Source organism: Terriglobia bacterium (assembly GCA_020073205.1).
Taxonomy (GTDB): domain Bacteria; phylum Acidobacteriota; class Polarisedimenticolia; order Polarisedimenticolales; family JAIQFR01; genus JAIQFR01.
This window is the reverse complement of record JAIQFR010000032.1, coordinates 1-26148: the sequence shown is the minus strand read 5'-3', so window position 1 is coordinate 26148 and position 26148 is coordinate 1. Positions and strand designations below refer to the sequence as shown.

The window sequence follows — 26148 nt, the reverse complement described above, 5'->3', positions numbered from 1 at the left end:
CGGCACCGGCCTGCGGCTCGGCGAGCTGGTCGGCCTGAACGTCGGCTCAGACCCAGCTACGGGCAAGGCGCAGGGTTACCTCGCTCGGCACCTGAACTGCGGAACCCGTTCGTTCCCTCCTCCCGAAGCCGGTTCTCGGCCGTGACCAGGTAGAACCAGCCATTGTTCACCGGCGGCGTGTTCGGGTCCGATCCTGCGGGCTGGGTCAGGCCCTGCGCGAAGCAGGTGCCGAAGCCACCCCCGGAGAGGTTGCTCATCAGGTCGCGGTAGACGTTGTAGGTCCCCGTGGACTTCTCGGAGTCCCAAGCCATCGTGGTCTTGTCGCTGAACAGGAAGTCGTAAACCTCCCCTGGCGGTGGGTAGCCTCCCATGAAGCTCCCGTCCATGTGGAACGATACGCTGACAACCCCAACCGCCACGACTCCCTCGCCGGCCGAGTCGAGCGTCACGCGAAAGCTCGCAGAGGCCAGGACGACACCGTCTTTCGGATGCCCTCCCGCGTTGAAGACAGACTCCTTGAGCTTGTAGCTGGGGCTCTCCTGGGCGAGGACAGGCAGAGCGATCAGCCCCACTGCGAGAACTAGCGCCGAGCGTCTCATGATGCCCCTCCTTCTCTCGCGGTTCATCGCGCCATCACCAGCACCTTGATGAGACCGGTGCCGGATTCGAGGGGCTCCAACGACTTGCCGATCACCGTCCCGCCGGCCAAGACCTGGGGCGCCTTCATCGCGTGGCCCGGTGTCGCCGAGGTCACGAGGAGGTCGCCCGGACGGATCGCGCCGTACTGCGCATCGGCCTTGACCAGCGCGAATCCCGTCCCGATCACCGGCGTCTCCAGCCGCCCTTCCTCGCCGTACGCCGAGGACCCTGAAGCGATCCCCACGACGCCGGGATCGGCCGCGGATTCCGCCTTCCTGAGGTAGCCCGGACGGTCCGGGTCGAGGACCAGCGCATCACCGGCCTCGGCGGTGCCGCTCAACGGGAACTTCGTAGCGGCGAAAAGGTCGGTGGTCGCGGTCCCCAGCGTCCCGAGCCCCGCCACGGGCACATCGGCTGCGGAACCAGCCCGCCGTGCTTCCGGCACCGGCTCGGGCGACCGTCGCGCCGGCGGGACCGGCGCGGCAGGCCCCCCCGCGGACGGCTCTATCGGCTTGAGCCTCTTCTCGAGAGACCCATCCACCTCGGGGCGGTACGCGTTGATCGCCGCGATGAGCTGCTGTGAACGGGAGAGATCCACCGGGATGCCGACACCTGCTTCCGCTCGCATCGCCTCGAACTTCGCCAGCGCGTTCGTCCGAGGCAGGTCCGGGTGCGCGGCGTAGTACTCGTCCACTCCGCTCGGCCGCGCGACAGGCGAGTGGTCTATCTTCGTCTGAACGTTCGGCATCCGTTCGAAGCCGAGCCGCAGACCGTACACGATGTAGTCGAACGCGATGTCGCCGCTTCCGCCGGCCATCTCGCGGACTATCATGTCCTTCGCGCTGAGCGAGGCGACGTACAACCCCGGCGTCGGGCCGCGCGGAGTCAGGTGCGCCGTCAGGCCGATATCCGGGTTCGCGACCCATCGAAACGTCTCGCCGAGGGCGACATGCGCCTCATGCCCCGCGAGCCGCGCCGTTCCGCGCGTGTACACCGCGACTTCGTCTCCCTCCGGCGCCGCGTAGACGATCACTTGCCCCGCTTCCTCGGGGTGGTTCTGGACGAAGCTGACGGCTCCGCCTCCGCGAATCTTGTAGTTCGTGCCAGCGTCGTAGTTGCCCGCATACGCATAGGAGCCCGGGTTGCTCCCGGCGACGAAGTAGCCGCCGGCTTGATTGCCCCACGCGTAGATGCCCAGATCGCCGAAGCCGACGTTGGCGCCCCCGCTGTTATCGGCGTCCGCGAAGGCGCCGCCAGCGAAACTGCCGCTCGCCTGTATGCCGTAGTCGCGGTAGCCGAGGTAGGCGAACCCGTTGCCATAGGCGTCCCCGAAGACGCCGCCACCGTTCCAGCCGGTCGCCTGTATGCCGTAGCCCCCGCTGGCGATGTAGGCGTACGTGAATCCGTCCGCCTGTCGAAAAATCGCCCCGGACCCCGTTCCGGAAGCCTCGACGCCGATGGTGTACGAGTTGGACGTATTCACCCGGAGACCACCGAACTTCGCCTGGAAGGCCGACGACGTATCGAGGTAGTTCCCCGCAGGCTTGCCGCCCAGGTTCGCCGCGTTCAGCGCGTACGCGGCGGCGACGATCCGGATCCGCGGGCTCAGCGTCTCTGACCCTACCCGGATCGAGAGCCACACCGTGCTGAAGTCGCGGAAGACGTCCGCGAGCGATGCGTACGTGCCAGGACCGGAGCCATCCGTCACGGTCCCGCCCCCGAGCTGGACGTTGAACAACCCGCCGCTCACCGCCACCGGCGACGCTCCGACTGCGGTGTGGCCGTCCACTAGGATCTCGTCTCCCCCTACGTCTGCGCTGAAGAAACGATAGACCATGTCATAGGTGCCGTTCAGCGGTTTGTCCGAGGCGTCACGCAGGACGCCCTGGTAGTTGATCAGCGGCGGGGGTACGGCCTGGGCGGACGCGATCCCCACCGATAGGACCGACAATGCAAGCGAAAGAGCCGCTCTTTTCATGGTCATCCCCCGAAAGGCGGGTGGGCTGGCACCCCGCGACCGGCAAGACGGGAGCCTGCGTTCCTCCCCCATTCGTTAGGGAGCCGCGAGGATCCTTCCCGCGCGACGAACCGTCTCTTCAGGGGCCGTCCCCGCTCAACCTCTGTGTCAACTGTACGAGTGCCGGGGACGCTGGACAAGGAGAATCTGGAATAAGTGGCTTCCCTCCGCGGCGAAGCCGGAGACGTGGCCGACCGCTCCCCCCTTCGGGCCCGGCTTCCGCCTTGACTTCCTCCCCCGCCGCTGGCCCTGTCTTGGTGGGAGTTCCCCATGCCCCACCTCGCCCCGCCGACCCTGACGGCCGCCGAGCAGCAGGCGATCCTGCGGGCCACTGCCGGCCATCCCCGCGACCACACGATCTACTCGATGGCCCTCGGCACCGGCCTCCGCCTCGCCGAGCTCGTCGGCCTCAACGTCGGCGACGTGTTCGCGCCGGACGACACGCCTCGGGTGCGGGTGCGAATCCGGCCCGAGATCGCCAAGGGTGGCCGGACGGCGGACGTGTTTCTGCCGGACCGGCTGGTCACGAAGTTGAAGCGGTTCTGGCGGTGGAAACAGCAGCGACGCGAGGACCTGGCTTCCGGCGCTCCCCTCTTCTGCAACCAGTCCCGCCGCCGTATTTCTCGCCGCCGGGTCCAGTTCGTGTGGCGGACGTGGCAGCAGAAGGCTGGGTTCGATCGGCTGTACCCGTTCCATTCGCTGCGGCACGTCGCGGTCACCAACGTGTACCGGGCCACCCACGACTTGTTCCTGGCGCAGAGGTTCGCGAGGCACGTCAGCCCGTTGACGACGGTGGTGTACACGCACCCCTCGGACGAGGAGCTGCACGGGAGGGTGCGGGGGCTGGCCTGCTAAGACGGCGGATCACACGCGGCCGGTTCGCTTGCCGGTGCCGAGGCAAAGCTGACAGGTGCCGGACCCCACGAACAGGACCGGGTACAATTCCAACTGCATCGTCAGGGAGGGAGTGGAAGAAGACCGGACGACCGTTGCTTCGCTCCGATGAGCGATCGCGATGCCCGGAACGGGCGTTCACGATCGTCGGAACGAGCGTGCAGATTGGCCGGAATACGCAGGGGAATTTGGATCAGCAGCATGACGAGCACGAGCGAAATCGGCGTCGGCGCGCGAGCATCCTCCGAGGGAGTTCCGCACGTGGTGATCCTGGGCGGAGGCTTCGGAGGCCTCTACGCGGCGCGCGCTCTGCGCCGCGCGCCCGTCAGGGTAACTGTTGTCGACAAGCGCAACCATCATCTCTTTCAGCCGTTGCTCTACCAAGTGGCAACCGCCGCCCTCAACCCGAGCGACATCGCGGTTCCCATCCGTCGAATCCTGCGACAGCAGCGGAACGCGTCGGTAGCTCTCGCCGAAGCGACGAACATCGATACGAAGGCCCGCAGGGTGGTGCTCGTCGATGGCGTCGTCGATTACGACTTCCTTATCGTGACGACTGGCGTCACGCATTCATACTTCGGCCACGACGAGTGGTCGCGTCACGCGCCGGGTCTCAAGACGATCGAGGACGCCCTCGAAATCCGGAGGCGCATCCTGCTGGCGTTCGAGGCAGCGGAGCGTGAGAACGACCCCGAAGGCCAACGTCGCTGGCTCACCTTCGTCGTGATCGGGGGAGGACCGACGGGAGTCGAGCTCGCGGGGGCTCTCGGCGAGATCGCCCGGCACGTTCTGACGCAAGATTTCCGGCGGATCGATCCGAGCACTGCCCGCATCCTGCTCGTCGAGGCGGGGCCCCGGATCCTCCCGTCGTTCTCCCCCGGCCTTTCGAGGAAAGCCGCGGAGACACTGGATCACCTCGGCGTGGAGGTCGTGACCGGGTCCCCGGTGACGGGTGTCGACGAGAAGGGCGTCCTTATCGACGGGGCCCGCATCGAAGCCCGCACGGTGGTCTGGGCGGCGGGAGTCGCTGCCCCTCCGCTCGTGCGCTCGCTGGGGGTGCCGCTCGACCCCGTGGGAAGGGTGCTCGTCGAGCCCGATCTCACGGTTCCCGGGGTATCGGAAGTGTTCGTGATCGGCGATCTGGCCGGGCTCGAGCAGGGCGGGCGGCCCCTCCCTGGCGTAGCCCCCGTGGCGATCCAGCAGGGGCGTCATGCCGCGGCCAACATCGTCCGCACGCTCCGCGGTCTCCCGCACACTCCCTTTCGTTATCGGGACCGCGGAACGCTCGCCACCATCGGGCGCGCGGCCGCGGTGGCCGAACGCAGAACCGTCCGGGTCTCGGGTCTGCCGGCGTGGCTCCTCTGGCTCGTCGTCCACATCTTCTGGCTGATAGGATTTCGCAACCGATTCCTCGTCCTGGCGGAATGGGCGTGGGCCTACCTGCGCTATGAGCGTGGTGCACGGCTGATTACGGGGGATTCACGGATCCGGTAAAGCCGGTGTGAAGAACCGGGGAGAGCTCTCCCATTCGCGTCGCCACGCGCTCGCGCTGAACCGCTTCCCGCGAAGCAGCGAGGCGCTGAACCCGCCCCACGGGACCAGGGCCCGCGTCTGAAGTGTTACCGATCTCCCCGACCGCTCGCAGGCCGCAAGCGGCAGCTACCGAAACAGTAGGTGGGCCACAGGCGCCTCCCAATTCCAATAGATTAGCGCGACTGCGGTAAGGTCAAACGCCGCGTGCGCCATCATTACGAGCCAGATCTGCCGTCGCCAGGCAAAGATCCCGCCGAACACCAATCCGGTCACGGCAGCCTGCTCAACCCCGGGCAGGCGCTGGTCCCGGTAATGCGCGAAGGCGAACACCGCGGCCGAGAGCAGAACAGAGGCCACCAGCGCCGCCCGACCGTGGCCAAGTAGCTTGCCGAGGCGTTCGAACAGGTAACCTCGAAAGAACACCTCTTCACTGAAGCTGGCACTGATGAGAACTGCCGCAACTATCCCCGGAAGCGCCACCGAGTTGCCAGTCAGGTACTGGTAGCGCACGTTGATCGGGGGGGCGCCTAGAAGCGGCATCACAAGCGCTTTCGTCCCAAGCTTGAAGGCAATTCCAAACGCGACGCCCACCACCAGCGTCACAGTCCAACTTCGTGGAGCGGTAAAGCCGAGGGCCCGCAGCGGTGTCTCAGAGATCTGCGCCCAGGCAAGCACCAGGATGGCGCTGATGGGCGGTCCGGCCAGGCTGCCCGCGAGGATCACGACGACCGAAAGCAAGCCAAGTGGGCCGAACCCTTTCAACCGCTCGGCCGTGTCGTGCGCCTGCGAGGAGTTCCCGCCATGCGTAGTCACCCCCGGTCGCTCATGATGTTGTGCCGATGCCCACAATGAGCTTGTTGTCGTCCACGACCAGGATTCTCTTGTTACCTGCCATGACACCCTCCCGTCCGCCCGGCAGGGTTGGAACCCAGCGGTCCCTTATTGCTTCGCGGGCTTCGAGTGAGTGCCTCGTCCCCTGCCCTATCCCGACGTGAGTGCGAAACAATCCCCAGGGCTCGCCGTACCGTCTGCCGGTAGACAAAATACGCCGCTTCTTGCAGATGGAGCGCTTCCAGGGAGCGCTTCCTTCCACGCGCAGCGTCGCGGACGCACTCTTGGAGGGCATCGCCCAAGCGGACGTCGGAATCAAGAAAGCGATCACGCGCAGACAGAATGTGGAAGAGGTCGGAAATCTTGGATTGTGTCATCGTAGCGTCCTCCGTTTGTTGACGGGGACCTACCAAGATGGCTCGTTTCGCCGTCGCGGTCGGTGGGTCCTCTAACGTATTCAAAATCTATACACGTCCCTCGGAGAGTCAAGTTGGGCTCTTGCCCCAACTTCGACCGAGCAGATCCAAGGCCACTGCTCCCGCTACGGATCGACCACGTCAAGGCGCCGAAGGAGGGCGGCGCGGACGAGCCGGGGCAGGCCGGGGAGGACGCGAATGCAGAGGATCAGTGGGAGTATAGGGCTGGCAGAACCAAGAAGGAGCGGTCATGAAAGCCAGCGTGATGGTCAGCGTTATCCCCATTGGGGTCGGGATCTCCCTGTCAAAGTACATCGCCGCCTGTGAGCGCGTGTTCGCCGAAGCGGGGCTGAATCCGAAGCTCCACGCGCACGGCACGAACGTCGAGGGAGAGTGGGACGAGGTGTTTGGCGCGGTCCGGAAATGCGTCGAGACGGTTCACGCCATGGGCGCGCCGCGGATCTCGACGCATCTCAAGGTCGGCACGCGGACGGACCGGTCAGAGAGTGGCGAGGAGATGGTCCAGAGCGTGAAGAAGAAACTGGTAGCCGGCTAATTCGCGGCGGAGAGCACTTCATGAATGACCGTCAAACTAGGGGGGCGTACTTCATCACCGCCGCCACATACCAGGGGCGGAAGAAGTACGGGAGGAAGACGGGCGGGGGGAGGTTGAGCAGGAGAGGGATCCGGCGCCGTTGCCGGCGTGCCAGGGCCTGCAACGCTGGGCGCGAGGGGCGTGCAAGGTTGGGAGACTCCGCTGACCGTCGCCCCGGGGGGACCGCCAAGCCTCAGCCTCCTGCCACTCGCCACTTACGGGGCAGAAGTCGGGCGAGTCAACGGATCAGGGGTACGAGCCGCTTCTTTCGATACTCCTCCCAGCGTTTCCGCGCGTTCTCTTCCCTCTTCATGGCCGCGAGGAACTCGTCTTTGGGTGCGTGACGGACCAGAGCATCCTGCAACTCCTTCTCGGAGGCGCCAAGCTCGCGCTGGATGTTGTCTAGCTCCTTGTAATCCTCGGGTGTGCTCAATTGAACCAATCGCATGGTCTTGCCCCTCCTCGGCGGTTGCCGTTACCGGGCAGCCTTTTACACCCGTCAGCCAACCTGCCACAAGGCGTCGGCGGGCCCGCCGCTTCGGTTGACGGAGATGCACAGCCAGGACATTATCGTGTCCGCTCATCGTGCGGCACCTGTCCGATAGAGCGGAGTCGTGATGGACGCGAAGACCAGGGGAAAAACAGGGACGTCTTCAGGCTACCGCCTGTCTCCAGCCACGCTCGTTCTGCGCGCCAAGATACTCGGCGCCGGATCCGCCCGGCTGATCCGGGCTTCCGCCATCGCCACGGCGCCATGGGTGCGTCTCAGGTGCCAGTATGGTTGCGACGGGTATGGTAGCTCCCGTTGCTGCCCTCCCCACACACCGACTCCTGATGAGACCCGCAAGGTGATCGACAGTTACAAGCGCGCCATTCTCTTCGAGGCAAAACGACGCGAGCCGAAGAAGATCGCGGTACGCCTCGAGCGCGAGGCATTCCTCGCCGGGTATTACAAGGCCTTCGGTCTCGGCGCCGGACCCTGCCAACTCTGCAAGCAGGCGTGCGCATTCGACGACGGTTGCCGTCACTCGGAGCAGGCACGGCCCAGCATGGAGGCTTGCGGGATCGACGTGTTCACCACGGTGAGGAGGAACGGGTTCGCGATCGAGGTCGTGCGGGACGAGGACGACGAGCAGCATTACTTCGGGGTGGTGCTGCTGGACTGAGGACGTCGGGCGGCCTCTCCGACACGGCGCATGCTCGATCTTGCGCTGAGCTGCGTCGTTGCATGCCGTCGGTGAGCGAGCGAACGCGAGTTCATTGAATCGCACCCCCTGCCCCTCGACCGGCAGGCCCCCCGTGAAGGAGGAGTGAACGAGTGGCCGATGGTGTCATGCCGGAAAGGGCGAGGGTGGTCGTTCTCGTCGCCCATCCCGATGACGAGACCCTCTGGGCCGGGGGGACCCTGCTGATGCACCAAGGCTGGACGACCTTCGTCGGCTCTCTCTGTCGGTCCAGCGACAACGATCGCGCGCCCAGGTTTTTTCGGGCTCTCGAGCTCCTCGGTGCTCACGGGGCGATGGCAGACCTGGACGACGGGCCCGATCAGTCTCCGCTTGCCGCGGAGGAAGTCCGCGCGACCCTGTTGTCGCTGCTTCCGGGCGGTCGGATCGATCTGCTCGTTACGCACGGGCCCAGGGGCGAGTACACCAGGCACGTGAGGCACGAGGAGGTCTCCCGCAACGTGCTCGAGATGTGGGCCTCCGGTCAGATCGTCTCCCGAGAGCTCTGGCTCTTCGCGTACGCGGATGGCGGGGGAAGTCACTTACCAGAGGTCGAGCAAGGGGCTGATCTCCTGTTGGAACTCTCCGAGGATGTCTGGAAGCGCAAGCAAGGCCTGCTGACGGAGACCTACGGTTTCGCCGTGGATAGCTGGGAGGCCCGAGTCGCGCCTCCCCGGGAGGCCTTTTGGCGTCTCGTGTCCGCCCGTGACGCTTGGGCCTGGCTGGAGAGAGGAAGGCCGCACCGATGAAGATACTCGTCCTCTACGATTACCCCCCGCCGCCTGGCGGGCTCGCCACCCAGGGGGACCTCCTCTACAGAGGCCTCATGGCCACCGGGGTGGATGCCCGCGCGGCGCATGTGGAGTCGGCGGTGGAGAAGGAGTGGTACTTCAGGTGGTTCAAGCCGGACGTGGTGGTTGGCGTCGGCTACTGGGGAATGACGCCGCATCTCGTGCTGCACGCCCAGCAGTTCGGCGTCTTGCCCGTGCCGTGGCTCGTAGCCGACGGGTACATCGCCAACTACAGGGATGTCTTGAGCGCCCTGCCGCTCCTCCTCGTAACTTCCAATTGGGTCAAGGAGATCTACATCCGGGACGGCGTGTGCGGCGACAACATCGAGGTGCTTCCCGTGGCGTGCGAAACGGACGCCTTCGTTCCTCACGGCTCCGAAGAGCCCGAAGTGAAAGCCGTCCGCGAGATTTTCGGCGTGGCCCAAGACCAGCTCATGATTCTGACGGTGGGCGGGGACGCGACCTCCAAGGGCGCACGGGAAGTGATGGAGGCACTAGGGTCCCTCAGGAACGAAGTTCCGGAGTGGCGTTACGTCTGCAAAGTGTGGTCACAGCCGCGGACAGACCTTCAGAACTCGCAGGATGCCCAGCTCGCACACAGCTTGGGTCTTTCGAAGAAGATCATCTTCTCCTCGGGACGGGCCTCCAGGACCTTCATGCCGTACATGCTTTCGGCGTGTGACGTTTACGCGTCACCGTCTCGCCTGGAAGGATTCGGGATGACCCAGGTGGAGGCAGGGGCTTGCGGGAAACCGGTGATCGGCTTGAATGCCATGGCCATGCGGGACACCCTCGTTCATGGAGAGACGGCCCTCTTGGCCGGCGTAGCCCAGGAGATCCGGATCAGCGAGACGATCGCGGGAGAAGAGGCCGGTTTTGAACCCGGGCACCGCGTCAAGTTCGCCGCGCCAAGGGTGGTCGACTACCGTGCCAGCGTGAGAGACATCGCCGATCACCTACGCGTGCTGCTCAACGACCCAGGATTGCGTAAGAGGATGGGAGAGGCTGGCAGGAAACGCGCGGTACAAAAGTACGATAGCCTGGTCGTCGCGCAACAGTTGGTGGAGATCTTGCGATCGAAACTCGGGATATCATGACGCACCGTGGCCGACGCAAGAGGCACTCGGGCTTGCGTGCCTCCCGGATAATCTCCTTTTCCGAGCTGAAATCGTGAACCGATTGTTATGGAAGAAGGTAGAGAAGGCCAGAGAGGCAGCCCTCGAGGTGCTCCTGCACAATGCCAGGCACGGGCATGGCAATCTGCCGAGGACTGCGGCGTGGGGCTACCCCGAGCCCTACACGCGAGATCTCCTCATCGCTTCGCTCGGCATCCTGGTCTCCGGAAACCAAGAGCTCGTCGCCTCGCTCAGACGCGTGCTACGGACTCTCGCCAGGAACCAGAGCCCGCTCGGCCACGTCCCTTCGCTGGTGGACGCGCCCGAAGACCGCGGAGCCAGCGACACGACCCCGCTCTTTCTCTTGGCGTTGGCTTTGTACCGGGAGACGACCGGAGAGCGTGGATTCCTCGCGGGGGCCGCCCGCAAAGCGCTCGCGTGGATGTCCTACCAGAGCCCGGACGACACGGTGATGGTCGCGCAGCAACCCACCAGCGATTGGCGGGACGAGCAGTGGGTCGAGGGGTTTGGCCTTTTCGTGAATACGCTGGTCTATGCTTATCTCAGGCTCCACGCTCTCGACGAGCGTGCCGAGACGCTCAAGCGGCTCATGAATCGTATCGACGTCCGGGGGCGCGATCGTCACCCGTTCGTCCACGAGGGCCTCACCGTCCCGCACAAGCCCTATTTCGCGCTCTGGTCCTACAAGATCCATAACAGCGAACGCTTCGATCTCTTGGGCAATAGCCTGGCCGTGCTCGCGGGCATCGCCGCCCCGTCCAGGTCCCGCAAACTCGTGGCCTGGGTGGAGAGAGAATGCGCATCACTGAGGGACAGAGGACTTCTGACGCTTCAGCTGCCACCGTGCCTTTTTCCCTACATCCGGCCCTCAGATTCCGACTGGCGACGGAGGTACGCCCAGCACAACGCCCCCGGTGAGTACCACAATGGCGGCGTCTGGCCTTTCGCGTGCGGGTTCTACGTGGCAGCACTGGTGGCCGTCGGACACCTTCGCCTGGCCGAGAAAAGGCTCTTGGCCCTCACCGAGCTCGTGCAGCCCGCACGCGACGCCGACGTGCTCTACGGCTTCAACGAGTGGTTCAAAGCCCAAGACGGCAGGCCCCGCGGGCAGGATTGGCAGACCTGGTCCGCAGCCATGTTCCTGTACGCGGCCGAGTGCGTTGCCACAGGTCGCACGCCGTTCTTCGACGAAATCAGGCACGCTCGACCGGCGAGATAGCAGCCTCCGTAACTCGCGCTGGTCCACGAGTTTTGACGTTCGCCCATCTGGGCTCCGCAATCCCGCGGACGACCGGGCGCCGGGATGAGAATGGGTTTGGTCGGTGGGCTTCGTAAGGTGGGAGGCGGGGTGACTCAGTAAGGAATTGGATGGGAAGCCGCAGAGTGGTGGCGACGGATCTTGCGAGCGCAGAGCCTACCGGGTCCGCGGCCTGCGCGCCGGGCGACACCGGATCACACCCGTTCGTAAGGCGCTACTTTCCCCAACCGAACAGAGACTCGGCACAGCCTTGCGGCGAAGAAGGCGGCTCCGCTGAGGCACTCCCGAGCGCGAGGCCCGCCGACCCATGGCAGGCGTCGAGCCGTTGGAGTACCTTGCGACCAGCGACTACGCGCAGATTCAGCGCGACGAGTCGATCCACCGGAGGAACTTACGATGCAGCCTGTGAAGAAGTCCGCCTTTAGGTTTGTCGCGCCGGCGATGAAGACGGTAGGGCCCTCAAGCGCGAAGGTCGGCGAGAGCAAGAAGGCCACCGGCGCCCAGGGCGCTACGCCTCGCACCTTGATCACGGAGAACGAGCGTCACGGCCTGATCGCACATGCAGCCTATCTGGCGGCGGCGCACCGCGGATTTCAGGGCGGCAGTCCCGAGCGGGACTGGCTCGACGCCGAGGCTCAGATCGACGCGAAGCTCATGAAACTGCGTTAACGCGGCGAATTGGTCGACGCAACGCGCACGTCATTGTGAAGCTCTAGCGTCGTCACAGTCGATCGTTTCATTGTGAACGCATCGCTACGTCAGATGCGTACACAATGGAAAGTGGCTCTGGTGAGGCATCCTACAATGATAGGCATCCACAAACCGATCACTTACCGCATGGCGTGGCACGGTGAGAAGGCGACATGAGGTCACACCCTCGCCAACCGCAAGCGGCATTCTACGGGCTTTTCTGGCGGTTGGGGGAGTGGCTCCTGGTCCAGGTGAGCGGCATTCCATGGGTTCGCCGGGCGGTTTAGCGGCACGAACCGGCATACAAACGGCACGTTTCAGCGTGAAAATCGGGTTCCGGCCAGGTGACGGACACCTCGCCTGGAAGGCATCTCGTTGCAATGATTACTAGTTAGCTCGTGAGGCCCAACCGGCAGGACCGTCAGAACCGCCCCCGGCATGCCGTTTCCGGGGTCAAAATTGCTCCCGAAATCGCGCCGCGGGAACGTTTTTGATCCCGGGACGGCCGTTTGGGAACGAATTTGATCCCGCGACCCCCCTCTCGGGAACGATTTTGATCCCTTCCGCTTCGTCGGCTTCGACGGGGTCCCCCCCTCACCACCTCGCGTCCAGGATCTCGTCGTACCGCCACTCGACTTGGCGAGGAAGGGCGATGCTAGGCCCCCACGACGTGTCCCGCGACCACGCGATGGCGTCGTAGGTGAACGCCAGCGAGAAATGGTTTGTGCCGGTCTTGATGTACTTGTACGCGAGCGCGCCGGTCTCCTCGTTTTCCTCGAGCCGCTTCGCGTCGGCCGCCAGTTGCTGGGCGAACACCTCGACGATCCCGCCTCGCCGCGGGAGGACTACCTTCTTGTCCCGGATCAACTGCCGGCTCGCGTCGAGCGCCTCGGTCCGATTCTCGCTCACGATCCGCTCGACGGCGTCCCACTGGTACTTCCCGCGCTGGGACTCCTGGAAGTAGTTCAACCAGACGCGTCCCGAGTGGCGTTTTGCGAAGGCCCGCGTGGCGTGAAGCTCCGGCATCGCGTCGATTACGCACCGCTGCACCGAGAACTGCTTCATCAGCGTGTCGAGCTCCGAGAAGTCGTGGTGGATATCGGTGGAACGCTCCTCCTATTTGACCTGCAGGACTGGCACCGAGCGTATCTCCCTCCGGTTCCACGCGGAGGCCGCTTGGCAGCGTTGGACGCGGTGGCTTCGTTTTCCCCCAGGCGACCCGCTCGCTGACGGTCAGCATACCCCGAACGCACTGGTACCAGAACTCCCGGCTCTCCGCCGGCCGCGCAGAGCGAGAGAGCGTTTGGCTCGTCGGGGGTCGCCTCCCACCTCGGACTCCCGCCGGACCCCGTCGATGGAGAGCCCACACCGTCATCACGGCCGGTAAACGTCGCGAGTTCCGCGGATTTGGGCCGAAAGGGCTGAAATTCCGGGCCTGGCAGTTCACCGGGGACGGAGTTTTGTTGTATCCGGTGATCTGGCTCCCCAAGTGATCGCGAGATACGAGTAGAGAGCGAGTTCGAGTCCCACTTGGAGGGGGTCCGACCAAGTAGGACTCGAACTAAACGCCAAAAGAGAGAACGCGACCTAATTCGCTGATGGCGAATGGGATACAGCGGCCCAATGGGTTCGCTCCAGCGAACTCGTATCTGGGGTGCACTTGGGGTCCAAGTAAACAGTTTCGAACTGGCGATGATGTCACAGCTCAGGGAGCAGCAGCCCGGGGGAGCGGCGGTGTGGGCGTAGCTGGCGCCCTACAGGCGCACACGCCTCGCGTATTGGGACTCGCCGCCCGCCACAAAAGCCTCACGCCATAAGGGCTTTGCCCTGAAAAGTTGCAGGTGCCTCTGAGCCGCCGAGGAATGGAGTGTCACGGTGGAGCAGGGCGTTGTTAGGAGAGTAAAGGAGGTCACAGTGATGCGAGGATCCTGTGCGCGCGAGCCACCATGACATCGCGGCAGATGGCGTGGTGGGTGTAGCTCAGTTGGTAGAGCCCCAGGCCGTGACCCTGGATGTCGTGGGTTCGAGCCCCACCACTCACCCCATGATTGCGGATCGGCTCCTACGAGGCATGGAAGCCCCCCCCCGATCAGCCGTTGATCCGACGTCCACATCTTTCCTCCTCACCTCTCAGCCACGGTCCAGTTTTCGAGGCGAGAACTCTGGAACGGCGCAGACGAAGACCTGCCTCCGGCCGACTTTTCCTCGCATCAGCCAAGTTATTGGATTTGCAGCAGTTAAGGCTCAAAAAGTTGCAGACGACTGTGCCCGCTCGTGTTGTGGGAAGCCAAAATAAGGAGGCACCGGCAATGAGCAAGAGCAAATCGCTTCAGAAGATTCTAACTCCCGTCGTCGCTGCTGCCTGGGTCGTGCTCCTCGCACCGTCCCACGTCGAGCACGCGGCCCTCGTGGCCCACGACGACCACGTCGCCCACAGCGATCACGTGGCCTACGCCTCTCACCTCGACCATGCATCCCACGTCGAGCACGCGGCCCTCGTGGCCCACGACGACCACGTCGCCCACAGCGATCACGTGGCCTACGCCTCTCACCTCGACCACGCATCCCACGTCGCCTAGTCAGGTGACGCTGAGCGCGGGAACCAACCCGATGGTGGCGAGGAGGAAGGCGTCATGTTGAGGCGTAACGCCCCGTTCGTCCGGATGGTAGTCCAGTTGCTGGGGCGGGGAGGGGCTCATCTCTTTCTCGCCCATGACTGGGTGACCGACCCGATCTTGAAAAGGTGCGATCTGTCGCACCGCGGCGAGCCGATGGCAGGGCGGGGGTAGCAGACCATGCGATCGACAGATAAGCCCCGCCTTGCCCGCCGCGGCTCATCCCGGATGTTCGCCCGGCACCTCCTCGAGGCGTTTCCAGGCTCGCACACCGCGGTCGCGGAGCAGCCTATCGAAACCCCTGCTCGCAGGAGGCTGCTCAGTAGTCTCTATCGATGCAAAGCAATCATAGTGACTGAGGAGGAGATTGGTGATGGCGGTGAGGAATCGCTTCCTGACCACCGTCACCTCTTTCACCGGCCTTCGCAAACCGTCACCAAGCGCCAAGTCCACAGGCGAACCCGTGAACGATCGCCCGGTGAGTGGGCCCACGGTGGCACCCAGACGGGAAGTGCCACATCTCGTCGTGGCCGTGCGAACGCGGACGAACGAGTACGACAGGAAGTCCAGGTCAGCGAAGCGATCGATGCAGCGTGGAAGCAACTCGACTCCGAGCAGAGCCCTCGGGCGCCCTCCGCGGATTTTCTTTCGAAGGGCGATGACTGGTTGTTCGACCCAGATCCACTCGTCTTCGTTGAGCGCTGCTTTGAGATCGCGGCCGAGGTTCTGGCGTTGGAACCCCAGACTAACGACCATGGCACCCGCCGTTCTGTTCCCACCGGGGCCGACGGGTCTGGAACCTTCCTCGACCCCATTCCGAGTGCCGAGCGTTCTCTGCCTCCTCTCTCCGGCAGACACAAGACCGTCATCTCCTGAGCCACACCCCAGCCGCCTCTCTGCAGGTTCCTTCCGTTCGCGACGTCCCGGCCCGCAACCGCGCCTCTCGATCGGGAGGCCGCTGAGACCGCGGGACTTCCGCTTGAAAAAGTTGCAGGGCGCGTCTTCCAGACGATTCTCGGAAGGCCACGTGGAAGTGTTTTCGCGGGGCGGTGGGCATGCAGCGTCGTCTAAAAAATCGCTTGACCGACAGCTCCTCACACAGGACATGAAAAACGACGAAAAGCTGCAATTCCTATGATCTGGATGGGGATTGTCATCATGGACAAACGCGACAGCCCAGAATCCACCGGCAGGTTCGAAACGAACCGAGACCGCGCCGCCCGGAAGGCGGAGCGCCTCGAGAGGAACGCGGGATCGATCGGGCGACTTCGAGATTCGCCCCCCGGCGCGACCGAGGGTCCGAACCGGGCACTCTGCCACCGGCTCCTCCAGCTCTTCGTGACCGCCGCGGTTGTCTTGACCTTCCTCGAGCAGCTTCCGGTCCTCCGCACCTCGGCGAGCAAGCGCACGCGAACGTTTGCCCGACGCCTCCTCGCGGCGCTTCCTAGCATGGAGAACGCGGTCGCGGCCAACGCGGAGCACCCGACCGACGCCCCGGCGTTTTCGAGGCTGCTCAACGCCCTCCTCGGATCCCGGGGGCGGGGAGAGGCCGCCAAGAGAAGCAGGAGGACGCGGTTCGGCCTGATCCTGCACGAGATGCTGAGAAGCTTGGTCGACATCGCGCTGAACCCGGAGACGCTTCAGCGCGCGGCCGCCCTGTGCACTTTCAAACGGGTCGCGAAGCTCCTCCACGATGTCGGCGTGAGCCATGGCGAGGCGAAGGAAGTGGTCCTCAAGCTCTTCTCGTTCAACCCCGATGGCACCACGACGCTCTCGCCCTGGGCCGAGGAGCGGCTCTCCTTCGCCGCCCGCGAGTTCGCGGCGGACATCCGAAAGCGATACCTCGGCCGGCCGAGGCTCGACTTCGACTCCACGATCATCATGCTCGTTGCCGCCAACAGCATCCTCCAAGCGTGGGGGCTGGGCTACGTCGCCAACTCTCGGTGAGAGGTCAGAGTTCCCGACGGACCCGAGGAGACCCGCGGAACCTGACCCCCCACGTACGCGACAGAGACCCGGCGGCGCTTACCGCCCCGGGCACACCACCACTACCGCCGCTCCACCCCTGCACTCCCCCGAGCAGCCCCCAGGCGTTACCTCGAAGGTGTCACGCCGCAACGACCCGGCGTTCACCTCGTTGCAGATTTGCTCGAGGCGCGCCAGGCACGCCCGGGTCCCCTTGCATGGCCGGGGGGCGGGGTCAAGGAAGATCGCCGTCAACCCGACGACGACCAACAGCACGATTGCCCCCTGCGCCAAGAGCTTCAGGGCACCTTTCTTGTCGACCCTGATTCCCATCGCTTCCTCCTGAGGGGTACTCTCGCCGACCCCTCTACCCATCGGCCCCGGACGCGCTCGTGCAACAGAAGGCCATCCAAGACCAACAGGGGTGGATGTTGCTGGAGGGGTGATTGACCAAGCGCGATAACGTAGGTTGTCGGTCGCGTTGACCAGCGCAGGCCGGCTTCGAATTTCCCGGCGGAACGCGCAACACCGAGGCAAACGGGACCCTAGAAGTCAGGAAGCCGCAGACTTGGGAGGAACGCGACAGACGGCGGGATCCCCGGTGAGGAGGGCCGCTGTCCTTGCCAAGGGCGCACGTGCTCGGTCGCGGTTCCCGTCACGGTACGTGCGATCTTTGATTAATTGAAGCTCGGCGGATTCCTTGCGAAGCCCACGACCTCTGTCCGGGGCGCCTTTTTCGCTTGACTTCCTCCCCTACCGCTGGCCCTGTCGTCCACGGAGGTCCAGATGCCCCACCTCGCCCCACCGACCCTGACCGCCGCCGAGCAGAAGGCGATCCTGCGGGCCACGGCCGGCAACGTCCGCGACCACACGATCTTCTCGATGGCCCTCGGCACCGGGCTGCGCCTCGCCGAGCTCGTCGGCCTCAACGTCGGCGACGTGTTCGCGCCGGAAGGTGCGCCCCGGGTTCGCGTTCGCATCCGCTTTGAGATCGCGAAGGGCGGCCGGGCCGCGGACGTGTTCCTGCCGGACCGGCTCGTCACGAAGCTGAAGCGGTTCTGGGCCCACAAGCGCCGCCGCGGCGAAGGGCTACAACCGGGCGACCCGCTATTCTGCAACCAGTCCCGACGCCGCATCTCCCGGCGCCGGGTCCAGTTCGCATGGCGGACGTGGCAGAAGAAGGCGGGGTTCGATCGGCTGTACCCGTTCCATTCGCTGCGCCACTCGGCGGTCACGAACGTCTACCGCGCCACCCACGACCTGTTCCTGGCGCAGAGGTTTGCGAGGCATGTCAGCCCGCTGACGACGGTGGTCTACACGCACCCAAGTGACGAAGAGCTCCACCGAAAAGTAAGGGGACTTGCTTGCTAAGGTGAGGCGTCGCGCAAGGCCCTTCTCGCCGTTCGGCAATTCCGTGACGTCGAGGTGGCGGCGCCGTTCCTCAGTACCCGAATCGCGAACGGAATTGGCCGAGGATCGGCACCGTCCGAGAAGAATAGACTCGCCATCGTCCAGGATCCCAGGCGAACTCGTCAAAACGCCAGTTTCGTTGTGAGTGCGGTTACGAGATAGTCACCACGAGCATCCGCTCCGAGGTCGTTCTCGAGGAGACCCGCGACGATGAGCCGGAGTAACACCCAGTCGCCGTTCTCTGCAAGCGCACGCCTCACACTTTCCAGGATGCGCGTTCGAGCATCTTCCGGCATTGCTGGGTACCTGCGCCGCAGAGCTTCCCCAATCAGTGGCTTGTCGGCGAAGTCCTTACGGCGGTCGACCTCACGGTTGATGAAATCACGGATCCGATTCTCCTTCCAATGTGGCCTCAACGCCGCCAACGCGACTCCGATTGCGCGCTGAAGATCGAACTCCCTCCCCTCAACTTGAGATCGACCCGATTCCCAGCCAGCCGCTCCCGCGTAAATGCGCATCGCCGGGAAGTGGAGGCGACGCCAACTTCTTGAATAGCGCGCCAGGAGTCGCGCCGACGTGTGGAACACCAGAATGGCGACCGCGATCCAACACCACGAATAAGCTGAGCTTAGAGCGAGTGCCGTACAGAACACCACAATCAGGAGTACCCACGACGCGAGCATCCTGCGTCGATCGTGCGACCTAATGTCTCTCGCGGCCTCGAAGTCCCGCTCATCGATTATTGGTGGCATCGCATCACCGCGTTCGCCTCGTGTCGCGCTTTCTTGACGAAGAGATCCTTTCGCTTCGTTGACGCGACTGACTTCTACCAGAACGGAAACGGGTGTACAAGGGGGCGGCGGTAGGAGGGCCCTTCCATGAAACTCGTCGCGCTCGTCGGGGTTGTCGTCCTCGTTGCAAATCTGGGGGCCTGGGCCAGCGAGCCGGGGCAGCCGCTGGATTGCAGCGATTGGGTGTTCTTCGAGCCTGGTTTCAGTTGTGCAGAAGTCGACACCTCGAATACCGACACTGGCTCGTTGTTCGAGAGAGGCACGAACGTCGCGATCGACAACGCGAGCCAGTTCCTCAGTGTGTGGGGCGGGGGCCAGCCGGAGTGGGACATTCCCTCCTTTTATAATGGGAGCAGTGGCGTCAGCGTGTCGGTGAAGGCCTTTGATGGAACTCCATCGCGGACCCTCGCCCAGATCAACGACCGATCGGGCGTTGGGGGTTTCTTGGACCACATTCGCCCAGCACGACCGTCTTCCCCTATGTACTTCTCTGACATTAGGTACTGGACGTCTGGCTGGACGGTCGTTTTCGACGCCGTCAATGGTCGCCTTATCTTCCCTGTCACCCTCTATTGCGGCAATGGGGGCTGTCCCAATTACCCCGGACAGGCCAGGCTCGTCGCCATCAGTGGTTTCGCGACGTTGTACGAGATCCGCCAGACCTACTCGCCGGCTTCCAGTACGATCAGCTTTAGGACCCCCGCCATTCCGGAGGGCATGCCCGTCGCCGACTACTTCGACACCTACTGGGGCGACCTCGCCACCGTCGGAACCTGGTCGCAAGCGCACGGGCTGCAATGCCATTACCCGCTCGCCCCGCCCTCGCGGGGCGCATACCTCGCCGTCGCGGACACGCTCCCCACGCCGCAACCCGGCCACGGCTACTACTACGTCACCGCCGCGACGTACCAGGGGCAGACGAGGTATGGGAGAAAGACGAGCGGGGGGAAGTTGAGCGGGAGGGACCCAGCGGTGCTGCCGGGGTGCTCGAATCCGTAGACGCTCGTGCGCTTTGGTCCTTCACGTTCCTATTCGAAGGGGGGTCCCAATGCCTCGCCGAACCATCCTGTCCGTGGTCGTTTGCTGCCTCGTCCTAGGGTTCGTCTCGCTCGCCACCGCCCAGGAACCTACCGAGCCTGCGAAGATCGAACCGCAAGTGTCGACCCGCATAACGCCGGTGGTGGTCACCAACTTCCCCGCGACGCAAAACGTCGACGGCACCGTCAACGTGGCCAACCTCCCGGCGGTCCAGCAGGTCGGCGGGGCGGTCAACGTCGGGAACCTGCCGCTCGACATGGCCGGGAATCTCCGGACCTCTCCGCCAGGCGTCCTCAGCAAACTGCTGGTGCTCGCTGTGAACGTCGATATCCCTGGAGACTGGATATCCGAGCCATTCGATGTCTCCGCTTACACCAAAGTCGGTCTCCTGATGGACGTAGCGTGGGGCCCCCAGGGTTCCCAGCAGTGCGAGGTGCAATGGGGATGGAGTGACGAGGTTGGTTTCGTCCGCGAACCGGGTTTCGTGGTTGTGGCCACTCGTAATCCAACGTTCTCTCAGGTGTTCGGCCTGCGCGGACAGGTGCATTGCTACAACACCGATCACCTTAACCGAATCGAGGTCCTGCTCAGGCGCGAGTAGCCGGCGTTCGTCCACGCTGCCGCGACCTTCCAGGGACGTACGCGATTCTGGAGAAGGACGAGCGGCGGTCGGTTCAGAGATAGAGATCTCGCGATGATGCCGCTCTGCATGCTGTAGGGCGCGGCCAGCGACCGCCCCGAGCCACGTCACGGGTTCTACACCATTCGCCGCGCCGTCCGCAACCCCCGCGCTGCTCGCCACCCGAATCTTCTCGCGTATGGCAGCGGATCGGCGTACAAGTAAGGCAGCAACCGACAGGAGCTGCCAATGCGTACTCGTTTGGTCCTTTGTGGGCGGGCCGTGGTGTGCGTGCTGCTTACGATCGCTCCGATGGCCACCCTCGCCGTGGGCCCAGCCGCCCTGCGCGGGAGCGACGAAGGCCCGGTGGCGGATGCTACCGGCCCTACCGCCTGGTATCTTGAGACGCCAGATACGAACCCGCCCGGCCGCACAGAATACGCAATGGCGTACGACAGCGAACGGGGGCGCGTCGTGATCTTCGGGGGTTACCCGGGCATCGGCGACACGTGGGAGTGGGATGGGACCACCTGGATTGAGATGACGCCCGCCATGAGTCCGTCAGTCCGCTGGGGTCATGCGATGGCGTACGACAGCGCACGAGGGCGCGTGGTGCTCTTCGGGGGTACCGAGGCGTACGTCCATCTCGCTGACACCTGGGAGTGGGACGGGAACACGTGGATCCAGATGACACCCGCCACGAGTCCGCCAGCCCGCTGGGACCATGCAATGGCGTACGACAGTGCCCGACGCCGCATAGTGCTTTTCGGAGGTGCCGGTCCCAGCGGTCAGGGCCTCGCCGACACCTGGGAGTGGGACGGCAGCACGTGGGTCGAAGTGACACCTTCGACGAGCCCGTCCGCACGCTATCAGGACGCGATGGCGTATGACAGCACGCGCGGGCGCGTGGTGATCTTCGGAGGTTGCGGTCAGTCTAGCTGCCCTCTTGGCGACACGTGGGAGTGGGATGGGACCGCGTGGGTGCAGAACACGCCCGCCACAAGCCCGCCGTCACGATTGAACCACGTGATGGCCTATGACAGCGCGCGTGAGCGGGTTGTGCTCTTCGGGGGTTGGGATCTCTCTGCCTATCGCGGAGACACATGGGAGTGGGACGGCACCACGTGGACGGAGAAGACACCCCACCCGAGCCCTTCTGCCCGCTCTCTCCCCGCCATGGCTTACGACAGCGCGAGGGAACGCGTGGTGCTCTTCGCAGGTCAAGGGGGAGCACCTGACTACCCGTACCTCGCCGACACATGGGAGTATGGGTGCGTTCTTGGGTCGTTCTACCGCGATGCTGACGGCGATGGTTATGGGAATCCCGGTGTGACTTTGCAAGCGTGCTCAGCTCCTCCGGGCTATGTCGTGGATGGCAGTGATTGCGACGACACGAAGGCGACCGTTCACCCCGGCGCTCCCGAGATCTGCAACGGGATCGACGACAACTGCAACGGCCCGATCGACGACGATTCTGCAGGCGTAGATTCCGACGGCGACGGCGTGCACAACACCTGCGACAACTGCCGCTTCGCGTACAACCCCGACCAATTAGACTTTGACGGTGACGGGATTGGCAACGCTTGCGACAACTGCATCTTAGTTTCAAACCGCGACCAGGTTGATACCGATACAGATGGTCGAGGGGACGCGTGCGACAACTGCCCCACCACGTACAACCCCTTCCAGGATGATACGGACGGCGACAAGGTGGGCGATGCATGCGACAACTGCCCGCTCGACTACAACCCCACGCAGGGCGACTCGAACCACAACGGCGTCGGTGACATGTGCGATCTCGACGACGGCCTGATCTACATCTACTCCACCGATAAGGGCTACATCGAGTGGCAGCAGGAGAACGGCCCGACGTCGTGGAACGTCTACGAGGGCGACCTGGACGTGTTGAGGGCAATCGGCGAGTACACGCAGCCACTTGGTGGCAATCCCCTGGCCGACCGGCACTGTGGCGTCCTGGACCCTTGGGTGGAAGACTTCGACCCGCCACCGGTCGGCAAGGTCAAGTTTGCGCTGGTGACGGGCACGCAGAACGGCAGCGAATGGAGCCTGGGAACCGACTCCCACGGGAACACAAGGCCGAATACGAACCCGTGCCCGTGACAAGATGTCATTTGGCACCCAGTCACTTGCGAATGCAGAATGGACACGACTTTGTAGGGTGCGACCGATCCGGGTGACCAATTCGGGACTGGCGGAAGATCCTACTCAAGGAGGCAGGCGAGTATGCAGCCGCGTACGACCAGGGTCAATCCTTCAGAAGAGAACATCAAGATTGGTCCGCTAGGGATTCGGTTCCTCCTCACGGGCGATGATTCCAAAGGCGGCGTGTCGGTGTTCGAGCTTCTCGTCCCCGTCGGGCAGAAGCTGCCGGCACCGGCCCACAAGAACGACGCCTACGAGGAGATCCTTTACGGTATCGCGGGCGTCCTCACGTGGACGGTTGATGGCATGCCCATCGAGGTTGGTCCCGGTCAGGCCCTGTGTATCCCTCGAGGCGCGGTGCATCGCTTCGATAACCTCGGTAGCGAGGATGTGAAACAGCTTGTCGTCATAACGCCCGCGATAATGGGCCCCGCGTACTTTCGCGAGGCTGCCGAAGTGATCGGTTCGGCTGCCGGCGGCCCACCCGACCGCGCGAAGATGGCTGACGTCGTCCGGCGTCATGGCATGACGCTGGCCACGGCCCCGCCTGCTAAGTAGCGCGCGGCTGGTACGGTCTCGCCCCGCTGCAGCCCGAGCCATCACTCTATCGTTGCCCCGCCCGCGAAGCAGCGAGGCGCAGCGAGCCTGCGCCGAAACTCCTTCGCGACGGCACCTCGATACCAAGGTGTCGCCCGTGTCGCTAGACTGGACTCTGACCTGTCTCCCTAGTTGCGCCCGCGAAGACATGACGATCCACGTCAACCTCCTTGCGCCCGCTCGGCCTCTCGGAGAGCCACCTCCCAAGGCCATTCATCGCCGAAGATGCGATTGATTTCCATCTTCGTGGATCTCAGCACGTCGACCAAGTGGGACGCACTCACGACCATGACAGTACGCTCGCGGACGGCCGCTGCAGACTCCAGGTCGCTGGGGTTCGAATTAGGTGGCCGGTCGCTCGTGAAAGACTTGCGAAATCGCACCGCCGATACCTCTTCAAACTCCTCGCGCTCGACCCGCCCGTCGAACAAGGACACCGCGGCGGGGTCCACCTTGGCCACCCTCAGAGACGCGTTCGTGACGATGACGGGCATGTAGATTCGAAGAAACTCCGCGCGCTTCGGCGCGACAAGTACGTACTCCTCATCGGCGAGGGCATCGGCCGATCTTGCGAGGGTAGCAGAGAGTCGCTCAAGCAGCGGCTTGTCGGCCTCGCCGGTTCCCCGAATCACGCAAAACGTGGCCTCGTAGGACGGCGGCGCTTGTGGCAGGTCGTCCCAGCCTCGCATTACGATAGGCCTCGAGTTGCCGACGTTCCACAGGCATCTCACGCGCGCGATCGTTGGCTGCTGATCGTGGGGCACCAGGAAGAGCCAAGTGGCATTCTGGGTTCTCTTGCACTCCACGACCCACAAAACCGAACTGGACCGGAGGACGAGATCAATGAAACCCGTCGATCCGGACTCCATGTGTGTCCACGGATGTTCCCGTGAGACGACGGCCCAGGAGTGGCTGCCTGCGGACGATCTCACCTGATGCTCAATGCCAAGTTGAAAGGGGAATCCCGAGGAATTCAGGAGGTTCTTCAGAGCTCTCAGTTCGTCTTCGGTCACGTCTATTCTCGTTCAGCTACCGTCGCACGCTTCGCGTTCCGCGAAGCAGCGAGGCGCGGCGAGCCCTGCTTCGCCCTTATCCATCCCTTCGACCGCTCAGCCTCGTGTCGACGATCCAGGTGCTATGACACGTCTGGCGGCTTGTCACGCCATCGTGACTTGTCCGAGTAGTACGCAGTGAATTTGGGCGTGGTCGTCGCGATGAGGCTCACGACGAGTCCATGGAGGCGCTCAGCGGGGCCTCGAATGGCCATGATCGCGGCACCATCATAGCTGCCGGCCTGCCCACCAGCGCAAACCGTCGGATCGTGGACTGCTTCGTTGGCGTCGAGTCTGAGGCCGTCGATGATGTCGTGAATGGACGCCCGATAAAGCGGATTGGCATCTGCGATCTTTCGAAGACGCCAGTAGACATCGTCCCGTTCCCCAGCCGATCGGTCAAAAGTCAACCCGTGCTCGTCCCGGTAGCCGGCGCTCCAGAGATCGACGGCCTTCCGCAGCATTGCGAGAAACGCACAGAACGCCCATTGACCGATGCAGACGTGGGACTCCCAGAGCGCATGACGTATCGCTTCGATACGGTCAACCTCCCGGAGGTGTGGTCCCGCGCGGTCCATTCTCGTCGTTCCTCGGATCACGTCGGCCGCAAGCCGCGGCATCGTCCGGCATGGCCCGTGCGTTTCTCTATCTCCATGCCGACGCGGCCCCCGAATCAGCTTCGACAGCGCGTCTCGCCGATTCCTTCGCCCCCTCCCTCGCTGCCGGGGAGCATACGCCGGTCGGAGTCGAAACGGAATCCCGAGCCTGCGCCCCCGAGTACCAGGCCTGCTATTGGTTGTTGAAGGTCTGGACCCACAGGTCGTTCTCAGCCCTGAGCACGCCGAACTCGAGCAGCGTCGGTTTGGCCGACGGATCCTCGTAGATCGGCCGACTGAAGCACAAGACACCCGCGTTGGCTGCGCAATATCTCTCCATCGCGCGGTATCGCCGCCCCGCACTTGACCAGCCGCGGTTCACGCTTCGAAGCTGGAGGAACACGTTCGCTTCAAGCCCGTCCACCGCGCCATGGGCTTCCCCCGATTTGGTGGACGGTTTAGTTAAGCTGCATGAGTCCGTCGTTCGAAGGCCGCAGGGCTGATCTGCCCGAGGGTCGAATGCCGACGGCGCTGGTTATAGAACACCTCGAGGTAGTCGAACAACTCCATCTTCGCGTCCCCATGGCTTTCGAAATGCTCTCCGAGCTCGCTCTTTACCGTGGAGAAGAAGCTCTCCATCACCGCGTTGTCGTAACAGTCCCCGCGCCGGCTCATGCTGCAGGTGATCCCCTTCGCGTCGAGCGCCGCTCGATAGTCTTCGCTCGCGTAGGTGCAGCCCTGGTCGGAGTGGTGCAGCAGACCGGCCTCGGGGCATCGCCGCTTGATGGCCATCTCGAGCGCCTTGATCGTCACGTGCCGGTCGTTGACCGCGCTGACTGCCCATCCCACGACGAACCTCGAGAACAGATCCAAGATTGCCGCCAGGTAGAGCTTGCCGCTGCCGCCGATCACGAACTCCGACGTATCGCCGACCCACCGTTGGTTGGGGGCCGCTGCCTCGAACTGCCGATCGAGGAGATTCGCCGCGATCGGTTGATCGTGGTCGCTCATGGTCGTGGACTTGAATCGCTTGCGCGGCCGCGCAATCAGCCCTTCTTCCTGCATCAAGCGAGCGACGCGCTTCCGGCTCACCCGGTGTGTCCCTCACGAAATCTTTCTCTGTCTGAGGATCGAAATCGGTGGAGTAATTCGCCTCCTTCGGATCAAGAGAAAACCCAGCTCGATCAGCGCGCGGCTGATCGCCACGCGATCGATCGAGGCCTGTTCACGGTGTTGCAGTTGAGCCATCGGCAGCCATCCACGCTGAGTGTACTCCTCC

The 26148-nt window shown here is 64.1% G+C and carries 26 protein-coding genes, 1 tRNA gene and 1 pseudogene; 16 read left to right on the top strand and 12 right to left on the bottom strand.

The window, feature by feature from the left end; all coding sequences use genetic code 11:
• Positions 1-56 precede the first annotated feature (56 nt).
• A complete protein-coding gene (locus tag LAO51_08780) occupies positions 57-599 on the bottom strand; it encodes a hypothetical protein (GenBank protein ID MBZ5638835.1) in 543 nt (180 codons plus the stop codon).
• A 23-nt stretch (positions 600-622) separates the two neighbouring features.
• Positions 623-2617 (bottom strand): hypothetical protein, encoded by a 1995-nt coding sequence (locus tag LAO51_08775; protein MBZ5638834.1) that lies wholly within the window; start codon positions 2615-2617, stop codon positions 623-625.
• A 309-nt stretch (positions 2618-2926) separates the two neighbouring features.
• Between LAO51_08775 and LAO51_08770 the strand changes: the two genes are divergently transcribed.
• Positions 2927-3511 carry a site-specific integrase gene (locus LAO51_08770; protein MBZ5638833.1) on the top strand — a complete coding sequence of 195 codons (585 nt, stop codon included), beginning with the start codon at positions 2927-2929 and terminating at the stop codon, positions 3509-3511.
• A 240-nt stretch (positions 3512-3751) separates the two neighbouring features.
• Positions 3752-5044, top strand: coding sequence for an NAD(P)/FAD-dependent oxidoreductase (locus LAO51_08765; GenBank protein MBZ5638832.1), 1293 nt, complete (start codon positions 3752-3754; stop codon positions 5042-5044).
• A gap of 165 nt (positions 5045-5209) precedes the next feature.
• On the opposite strand, the gene LAO51_08760 is transcribed toward LAO51_08765, so the two are convergent.
• A complete protein-coding gene (locus LAO51_08760) occupies positions 5210-5896 on the bottom strand; it encodes a CPBP family intramembrane metalloprotease (protein MBZ5638831.1) in 687 nt (228 codons plus the stop codon).
• Positions 5897-6580: 684 nt separating this feature from the next.
• Here LAO51_08760 and LAO51_08755 point away from each other — a divergent pair.
• Complete coding sequence (locus LAO51_08755) at positions 6581-6886, top strand: MTH1187 family thiamine-binding protein (protein MBZ5638830.1); 306 nt, start codon at positions 6581-6583, stop codon at positions 6884-6886.
• A 277-nt stretch (positions 6887-7163) separates the two neighbouring features.
• Here the strand turns inward: LAO51_08755 and LAO51_08750 are convergent, their stop codons facing one another.
• On the bottom strand, positions 7164-7373 hold the full coding sequence (locus LAO51_08750) for a hypothetical protein (protein MBZ5638829.1): 210 nt from the start codon (positions 7371-7373) through the stop codon (positions 7164-7166).
• 169 nt (positions 7374-7542) lie between these two features.
• On the opposite strand from LAO51_08750, the gene LAO51_08745 reads away from it, so the two are divergent.
• The 5 genes from LAO51_08745 (at position 7543) to LAO51_08725 (ending at position 12002) form a co-directional block, all read left to right on the top strand.
• Positions 7543-8091 carry a DUF2284 domain-containing protein gene (locus LAO51_08745; GenBank protein ID MBZ5638828.1) on the top strand — a complete coding sequence of 183 codons (549 nt, stop codon included), beginning with the start codon at positions 7543-7545 and terminating at the stop codon, positions 8089-8091.
• Positions 8092-8258: 167 nt separating this feature from the next.
• The gene (locus tag LAO51_08740) at positions 8259-8897 is read left to right on the top strand and encodes a PIG-L family deacetylase (GenBank protein MBZ5638827.1); all 639 of its coding nucleotides are present in this window, start codon (positions 8259-8261) and stop codon (positions 8895-8897) included.
• On the top strand, positions 8894-10036 hold the full coding sequence (locus LAO51_08735; protein MBZ5638826.1) for a glycosyltransferase family 4 protein: 1143 nt from the start codon (positions 8894-8896) through the stop codon (positions 10034-10036). The genes LAO51_08740 and LAO51_08735 overlap by 4 nt, the downstream gene beginning before the upstream one ends.
• 163 nt (positions 10037-10199) lie before the next feature.
• On the top strand, positions 10200-11294 hold the full coding sequence (locus LAO51_08730) for an amylo-alpha-1,6-glucosidase (GenBank protein ID MBZ5638825.1): 1095 nt from the start codon (positions 10200-10202) through the stop codon (positions 11292-11294).
• 435 nt (positions 11295-11729) lie between these two features.
• Positions 11730-12002 carry a DUF2934 domain-containing protein gene (locus LAO51_08725; GenBank protein MBZ5638824.1) on the top strand — a complete coding sequence of 91 codons (273 nt, stop codon included), beginning with the start codon at positions 11730-11732 and terminating at the stop codon, positions 12000-12002.
• Positions 12003-12617: 615 nt separating this feature from the next.
• Here the strand turns inward: LAO51_08725 and LAO51_08720 are convergent.
• The gene (locus LAO51_08720) at positions 12618-13088 is read right to left on the bottom strand and encodes a hypothetical protein (protein ID MBZ5638823.1); all 471 of its coding nucleotides are present in this window, start codon (positions 13086-13088) and stop codon (positions 12618-12620) included.
• 904 nt (positions 13089-13992) lie between these two features.
• Here LAO51_08720 and LAO51_08715 point away from each other — a divergent pair.
• Both LAO51_08715 and LAO51_08710 read left to right on the top strand, forming a co-directional pair.
• Positions 13993-14068: transfer RNA gene (locus tag LAO51_08715), tRNA-His, on the top strand.
• A 264-nt stretch (positions 14069-14332) separates the two neighbouring features.
• Positions 14333-14602 carry a hypothetical protein gene (locus LAO51_08710; protein MBZ5638822.1) on the top strand — a complete coding sequence of 90 codons (270 nt, stop codon included), beginning with the start codon at positions 14333-14335 and terminating at the stop codon, positions 14600-14602.
• A gap of 255 nt (positions 14603-14857) precedes the next feature.
• On the opposite strand, the gene LAO51_08705 is transcribed toward LAO51_08710, so the two are convergent.
• The gene (locus tag LAO51_08705) at positions 14858-15394 is read right to left on the bottom strand and encodes a hypothetical protein (protein ID MBZ5638821.1); all 537 of its coding nucleotides are present in this window, start codon (positions 15392-15394) and stop codon (positions 14858-14860) included.
• 402 nt (positions 15395-15796) lie between these two features.
• Between LAO51_08705 and LAO51_08700 the strand changes: the two genes are divergently transcribed.
• Positions 15797-16585, top strand: a complete 789-nt coding sequence (locus tag LAO51_08700) for a hypothetical protein (protein MBZ5638820.1) — start codon at positions 15797-15799, stop codon at positions 16583-16585.
• Between the two features lie 78 nt (positions 16586-16663).
• On the opposite strand, the gene LAO51_08695 is transcribed toward LAO51_08700, so the two are convergent.
• Positions 16664-16936, bottom strand: coding sequence for a hypothetical protein (locus tag LAO51_08695; protein ID MBZ5638819.1), 273 nt, complete (start codon positions 16934-16936; stop codon positions 16664-16666).
• Positions 16937-17389: 453 nt separating this feature from the next.
• Here LAO51_08695 and LAO51_08690 point away from each other — a divergent pair, with 453 nt between their 5' ends.
• The gene (locus LAO51_08690; GenBank protein MBZ5638818.1) at positions 17390-17974 is read left to right on the top strand and encodes a site-specific integrase; all 585 of its coding nucleotides are present in this window, start codon (positions 17390-17392) and stop codon (positions 17972-17974) included.
• Between the two features lie 161 nt (positions 17975-18135).
• On the opposite strand, the gene LAO51_08685 is transcribed toward LAO51_08690, so the two are convergent.
• The gene (locus tag LAO51_08685) at positions 18136-18765 is read right to left on the bottom strand and encodes a hypothetical protein (protein MBZ5638817.1); all 630 of its coding nucleotides are present in this window, start codon (positions 18763-18765) and stop codon (positions 18136-18138) included.
• 126 nt (positions 18766-18891) lie between these two features.
• On the opposite strand from LAO51_08685, the gene LAO51_08680 reads away from it, so the two are divergent.
• The 4 genes from LAO51_08680 (at position 18892) to LAO51_08665 (ending at position 23182) form a co-directional block, all read left to right on the top strand.
• On the top strand, positions 18892-19803 hold the full coding sequence (locus tag LAO51_08680) for a hypothetical protein (protein ID MBZ5638816.1): 912 nt from the start codon (positions 18892-18894) through the stop codon (positions 19801-19803).
• Positions 19804-19852: 49 nt separating this feature from the next.
• Positions 19853-20443 (top strand): hypothetical protein, encoded by a 591-nt coding sequence (locus LAO51_08675; protein ID MBZ5638815.1) that lies wholly within the window; start codon positions 19853-19855, stop codon positions 20441-20443.
• A 747-nt stretch (positions 20444-21190) separates the two neighbouring features.
• The gene (locus LAO51_08670; GenBank protein ID MBZ5638814.1) at positions 21191-22582 is read left to right on the top strand and encodes a thrombospondin type 3 repeat-containing protein; all 1392 of its coding nucleotides are present in this window, start codon (positions 21191-21193) and stop codon (positions 22580-22582) included.
• 123 nt (positions 22583-22705) lie between these two features.
• Positions 22706-23182 (top strand): cupin domain-containing protein, encoded by a 477-nt coding sequence (locus LAO51_08665; protein ID MBZ5638813.1) that lies wholly within the window; start codon positions 22706-22708, stop codon positions 23180-23182.
• A 200-nt stretch (positions 23183-23382) separates the two neighbouring features.
• Here LAO51_08665 and LAO51_08660 read toward each other — a convergent pair whose 3' ends face one another.
• The 4 genes and pseudogenes from LAO51_08660 to LAO51_08645 form a co-directional block, all read right to left on the bottom strand.
• Positions 23383-24234: a hypothetical protein gene (locus LAO51_08660; GenBank protein MBZ5638812.1), complete on the bottom strand. Its 852-nt coding sequence runs from the start codon at positions 24232-24234 to the stop codon at positions 23383-23385.
• A gap of 122 nt (positions 24235-24356) precedes the next feature.
• A complete protein-coding gene (locus LAO51_08655) occupies positions 24357-24851 on the bottom strand; it encodes a hypothetical protein (GenBank protein ID MBZ5638811.1) in 495 nt (164 codons plus the stop codon).
• A 211-nt stretch (positions 24852-25062) separates the two neighbouring features.
• Complete coding sequence (locus LAO51_08650; protein ID MBZ5638810.1) at positions 25063-25209, bottom strand: hypothetical protein; 147 nt, start codon at positions 25207-25209, stop codon at positions 25063-25065.
• Between the two features lie 122 nt (positions 25210-25331).
• Positions 25332-25967: pseudogene (locus LAO51_08645) on the bottom strand (IS3 family transposase).
• Positions 25968-26148: the final 181 nt, after the last annotated feature.

Coding starts and splice junctions, on each gene's coding strand:
- LAO51_08700 (MBZ5638820.1), top strand. CDS start 15,797: ATGGACAAACGCGACAGCCCAGAATCCACCGGCAGGTTCGAAACGAAC.
- LAO51_08695 (MBZ5638819.1), bottom strand. CDS start 16,936: ATGGGAATCAGGGTCGACAAGAAAGGTGCCCTGAAGCTCTTGGCGCAG.
- LAO51_08675 (MBZ5638815.1), top strand. CDS start 19,853: ATGCCTCGCCGAACCATCCTGTCCGTGGTCGTTTGCTGCCTCGTCCTA.
- LAO51_08780 (MBZ5638835.1), bottom strand. CDS start 599: ATGAGACGCTCGGCGCTAGTTCTCGCAGTGGGGCTGATCGCTCTGCCT.
- LAO51_08775 (MBZ5638834.1), bottom strand. CDS start 2,617: ATGAAAAGAGCGGCTCTTTCGCTTGCATTGTCGGTCCTATCGGTGGGG.
- LAO51_08735 (MBZ5638826.1), top strand. CDS start 8,894: ATGAAGATACTCGTCCTCTACGATTACCCCCCGCCGCCTGGCGGGCTC.
- LAO51_08720 (MBZ5638823.1), bottom strand. CDS start 13,088: ATGAAGCAGTTCTCGGTGCAGCGGTGCGTAATCGACGCGATGCCGGAG.
- LAO51_08765 (MBZ5638832.1), top strand. CDS start 3,752: ATGACGAGCACGAGCGAAATCGGCGTCGGCGCGCGAGCATCCTCCGAG.
- LAO51_08755 (MBZ5638830.1), top strand. CDS start 6,581: ATGAAAGCCAGCGTGATGGTCAGCGTTATCCCCATTGGGGTCGGGATC.
- LAO51_08665 (MBZ5638813.1), top strand. CDS start 22,706: ATGCAGCCGCGTACGACCAGGGTCAATCCTTCAGAAGAGAACATCAAG.
- LAO51_08750 (MBZ5638829.1), bottom strand. CDS start 7,373: ATGCGATTGGTTCAATTGAGCACACCCGAGGATTACAAGGAGCTAGAC.
- LAO51_08670 (MBZ5638814.1), top strand. CDS start 21,191: ATGGCGTACGACAGTGCCCGACGCCGCATAGTGCTTTTCGGAGGTGCC.
- LAO51_08690 (MBZ5638818.1), top strand. CDS start 17,390: ATGCCCCACCTCGCCCCACCGACCCTGACCGCCGCCGAGCAGAAGGCG.
- LAO51_08710 (MBZ5638822.1), top strand. CDS start 14,333: ATGAGCAAGAGCAAATCGCTTCAGAAGATTCTAACTCCCGTCGTCGCT.
- LAO51_08740 (MBZ5638827.1), top strand. CDS start 8,259: ATGCCGGAAAGGGCGAGGGTGGTCGTTCTCGTCGCCCATCCCGATGAC.
- LAO51_08745 (MBZ5638828.1), top strand. CDS start 7,543: ATGGACGCGAAGACCAGGGGAAAAACAGGGACGTCTTCAGGCTACCGC.
- LAO51_08650 (MBZ5638810.1), bottom strand. CDS start 25,209: ATGGAGAGATATTGCGCAGCCAACGCGGGTGTCTTGTGCTTCAGTCGG.
- LAO51_08655 (MBZ5638811.1), bottom strand. CDS start 24,851: ATGGACCGCGCGGGACCACACCTCCGGGAGGTTGACCGTATCGAAGCG.
- LAO51_08725 (MBZ5638824.1), top strand. CDS start 11,730: ATGCAGCCTGTGAAGAAGTCCGCCTTTAGGTTTGTCGCGCCGGCGATG.
- LAO51_08705 (MBZ5638821.1), bottom strand. CDS start 15,394: ATGGTCGTTAGTCTGGGGTTCCAACGCCAGAACCTCGGCCGCGATCTC.
- LAO51_08680 (MBZ5638816.1), top strand. CDS start 18,892: ATGAAACTCGTCGCGCTCGTCGGGGTTGTCGTCCTCGTTGCAAATCTG.
- LAO51_08770 (MBZ5638833.1), top strand. CDS start 2,927: ATGCCCCACCTCGCCCCGCCGACCCTGACGGCCGCCGAGCAGCAGGCG.
- LAO51_08685 (MBZ5638817.1), bottom strand. CDS start 18,765: ATGCCACCAATAATCGATGAGCGGGACTTCGAGGCCGCGAGAGACATT.